Source organism: Microbacterium sp. (assembly GCF_036566905.1).
Taxonomy (GTDB): domain Bacteria; phylum Actinomycetota; class Actinomycetes; order Actinomycetales; family Microbacteriaceae; genus Microbacterium.
Genome location: NZ_DATCVK010000158.1, coordinates 1 through 3,243, shown reverse-complemented (window position 1 = coordinate 3,243; position 3,243 = coordinate 1). Strand labels below are relative to the sequence as shown.

Below are 3,243 nucleotides of genomic sequence, written 5' to 3'. Positions count from 1 at the left end.
TTCACCAAGGTCGCGATGCAACCCGGCGGCCCGCAGGGACTCGGGACCGCCCGCGTGCCCGGCCGCAGCGGCGACGGTGCGGCGACGGTGCCGGTCGTCTCCTTCCCGGGCAACCCGGTCAGCGCGCTCGTCTCGTTCGAGCTGTTCCTGCGGCCCGTGCTGCGCTCGCTCGCGGGCCTCGCCCCCGACCGTTCACGCGCGACACTGCGGCTCGCCCACTCGATCAGTTCGCCGATCGACCGCCACCAGGTGCGTCGCGGGGTGCTCGACGGCAACGGCGATGTGGAGGTCGGCGCGCCGAGCTCCCACCTGCTGCACGACTATGCGAACGCGACCGTGCTCGTGCACCTGCCCGTGGGAGTCGGCGACCTGCCGGCCGGCGCCAACGTCGACGTCTGGAGAATCGATGACTGACCCCCGACTCACCCACTTGCGCGGCGACGGCTCCGCGCACATGGTCGACGTGACCGACAAGGCCGTGACCCGGCGAACGGCGAGCGCGCAGGCGATACTCGTCACGCGGGCCGACGTCGTCGCCGCCATCAGCGACGGCAGCCTGCCGAAGGGCGAGGCGATCGGCACGGCCCGCATCGCCGGCATCATGGCGGCCAAGCAGACGTCGACGCTCATCCCCCTCTGCCACCCGCTGCCGCTCACGAAGCTCGACGTCGACATCACGCCCGAGGGCGACCGCGTGCGCATCGTCGCAACGGTCACCACGAAGGGCGTCACCGGCGTCGAGATGGAGGCGCTCACCGCGGCGACCGTCTCGGCGCTCACCCTCTACGACATGATCAAGGCCGTCGACAATCGCGCCGTCATCACCGACGTGATGGTGCTCGCGAAGGCGGGCGGCAAGAGCGGCGACTGGTCGCGCGGATGACCGCGATCGAGCGGATGCCGCGTACCGCCGTCGTCATCGTCGCCTCGACCCGTGCCGCGGCCGGCGTCGCGGTCGACGGCACCGGCCCGGTCATCACCGGGTGGCTGGCCGAGCGCGGCTTCGACATCGTCGGCCCCGTGGTCGTCGCCGACGGCCTGCCCGTAGCCGACGCGCTGCAGCGGGCGCTGGCCGGCCACCCGTCGGTCGTCGTCACGACGGGCGGCACCGGGGTCTCCCCGAGCGACGGCACCCCCGAGGCCACGGCTCCGCTGCTCGATCGCGAGTTGCCGGGCTTCATGGAGGAGCTGCGTCGTCGCGGTGCGGCGACCACGCCGACCGCCCTGCTCTCGCGCGGACTGGCGGGCGTTTCGGGATCGACGCTCGTCGTGAACCTCCCCGGCTCCGCCGGCGGGGTCCGCGACGGACTCGGGTTGCTCGGCGAGGTGCTCGAGCACGCCCTCGATCAACTCGCGGGGGGCGACCACCCAGCGGCGGGGTGATCTCGGCCGGCCGCTGGCTGGTCTCCTCCCGCGAGATCACCCGCGGTGGCGATTGCGGGGACGCGCGATCGGATACGTTTGGCGAATGTCACAGAGCGAGCAGGCGACGACGCCGAGCCCACCGGTCCCTGTCGGGTCGTCGTCTCCGGCTCCCGCAGAGCCGGCCCGCGATCCGTTCCACGTGTTCGGGGTCATCGGCTTCGTCCTGTCCTTCTTCGCAATCGTGAATATCGCCGGACTGGTCATCAGCATCATCGCCCTGATCCGTTCGAAGCGAGCTGGTTTCAGAAATCGATTCGCAATGGCCGGCATCGTGATCTCAGCCATCGGCGTGGTCATCACGATCGTGGTGACGACCTTCGCCGTGTCAACACTCGTCGGAGCCGCTCAAACCTGTGCCCGACTGGGAGACGGAGTCCACACGATCGGTTCCTCGACGTACACCTGCACTCCGACGTCGTTCTACGTCTCCACCGCGTCCACAGCATCGCCCTCACCTGTGGTTAGCGAGGAGTGGGCGACTGCGAACTCGTTGTACTCAGAGGCCGTCTGCCCGACGAACGCCGCTCGCGTGGAATTAGCCGAAGCGACCGCGGCAAATGACATCGCACAACTCGCACCCGTGGCAGCGTCCGCGTCGAGCTCGTTCGATGCTGCAGCCGACGTCTTCCTTGATCATGCGTGGCCCGCAGACATCGAGCACGACATTCGGTTCCTCGGCGAGACGTCCGCCCTACTCTCGGAGAGCTGGGGCGAGGTCGCCGAATCGACTGACATGGACTCGGCCAGCGCGGTCTCGTTCCCCGATGCTCAGCCTCCTTTCGAGGCCGCTCAGCGGATCCGAGCCGCGCTCACCCAGCACGGTCAGGAACCGCCTGGATGCTGACCTCGTCACCGGCTTCACGGCATTCGAGCGCCTATGGGGCCGTGACAACACTCGGTGATGCTGACAGGATGACGGCATGGCACGCGCGTCGCGAGTGATCCCCGGCCGTCGTTCAGTGAGCTCGACCCGAGGGCCGGTGGCGCGGACATGACGGCGCACCTGATCAGGCCGCTCACGCCCGAGACCTTTCCGGCGTGGCTTGCGCTCGCGCAGAAGCACAACGGCGTCTGGGGCGGGTGCTACTGCTCCTACTTCCACGACGACACGGAGCACACCGTCAAAGAGGAGTACGACCGGCCGACGTTCAAGCAGCGACTCGTGGCGGAGGGCATCGCCCACGCCGCGCTCGTGTTCGACGGCGACGACGCGATCGCGTGGTGCGAGTACGGCAGCCCGGTCGAGCTGCCGAACATCTACCACCGCAAGCAGTACGACGCGGGTGAGGTCAACCCGGCACCGTGGCGCATCACGTGCTTCTTCGTCGACCGCGACCACCGGCGTTCGGGAGTGGCGCGGGAGGCGCTGGACGGCGCGCTGGAGCTGATCGCGCAGTCAGGCGGGGGTGAGGTGGTCTCGTTCCCCAACGAGCTCGTCCCCGGCAAGAAGACGTCGTCGTCGTTCCTCCACAACGGCACGAGGGCGATGTTCGAGCAGGCGGGATTCACGTTCGAGCGTCACATCGGCAAGAGCAAGACCGTGATGCGCAAGACGGTGCCGCCGGTCGCCGGTTGACGACGAAGCGGCGCGCCGACGTCACGCGATCGCGTCGCACGTCTCAGAGCCCGAGCCGCGCCGTGTACGCGTTGCGGAATCGCCCTTCAGGGTCGAACCGCTCGCGGAGCGCCGCGAAGTCCGCCCAGCGCGGGTAGCGCCGCCGCACCTCATCGGCGTCGAGGGTGAAGACCTTGCCCCAGTGCGGGCGCGCCGTCTCGGGCAGCGCCGCCTCGATCGTCGGCAGCAGCGCCTCGACGGCC

At 69.4% G+C, this 3,243-nt stretch carries 6 protein-coding genes; 5 read left to right on the top strand and 1 reads right to left on the bottom strand.

The annotated features are described in order from the left end of the window. The 5 genes from VIP82_RS11980 to VIP82_RS11960 all read left to right on the top strand — a co-directional run. On the top strand, positions 1-414 hold a 414-nt coding region (locus tag VIP82_RS11980), incomplete at its 5' end, for a molybdopterin-binding protein (protein WP_331908834.1). Continuing rightward, positions 407-883: a cyclic pyranopterin monophosphate synthase MoaC gene (gene moaC, locus VIP82_RS11975; RefSeq protein ID WP_331908832.1), complete on the top strand. Its 477-nt coding sequence runs from the start codon at positions 407-409 to the stop codon at positions 881-883. The genes VIP82_RS11980 and moaC, both read left to right, overlap by 8 nt. After that, a complete protein-coding gene (locus VIP82_RS11970; protein WP_331908830.1) occupies positions 880-1,383 on the top strand; it encodes a MogA/MoaB family molybdenum cofactor biosynthesis protein in 504 nt (167 codons plus the stop codon). The genes moaC and VIP82_RS11970 overlap by 4 nt, the downstream gene beginning before the upstream one ends. Before the next feature lie 85 nt (positions 1,384-1,468). Then, entirely contained in the window at positions 1,469-2,269 is an 801-nt protein-coding gene (locus tag VIP82_RS11965) for a DUF4190 domain-containing protein (protein WP_331908828.1), read from the top strand. A gap of 147 nt (positions 2,270-2,416) precedes the next feature. Then, positions 2,417-3,001: a GNAT family N-acetyltransferase gene (locus VIP82_RS11960; protein ID WP_331908826.1), complete on the top strand. Its 585-nt coding sequence runs from the start codon at positions 2,417-2,419 to the stop codon at positions 2,999-3,001. Positions 3,002-3,044: 43 nt separating this feature from the next. Here VIP82_RS11960 and VIP82_RS11955 read toward each other — a convergent pair. Further along, positions 3,045-3,243 (bottom strand): D-arabinono-1,4-lactone oxidase (locus VIP82_RS11955; protein WP_331908824.1); only part of this gene is annotated, 199 nt, incomplete at its 5' end.

Excerpts from the sequence above, each read along its gene's own strand:
- moaC (WP_331908832.1), top strand. The coding sequence starts at position 407 with ATGACTGACCCCCGACTCACCCACTTGCGCGGCGACGGCTCCGCGCAC.
- VIP82_RS11970 (WP_331908830.1), top strand. The coding sequence starts at position 880 with ATGACCGCGATCGAGCGGATGCCGCGTACCGCCGTCGTCATCGTCGCC.
- VIP82_RS11965 (WP_331908828.1), top strand. The coding sequence starts at position 1,469 with ATGTCACAGAGCGAGCAGGCGACGACGCCGAGCCCACCGGTCCCTGTC.
- VIP82_RS11960 (WP_331908826.1), top strand. The coding sequence starts at position 2,417 with ATGACGGCGCACCTGATCAGGCCGCTCACGCCCGAGACCTTTCCGGCG.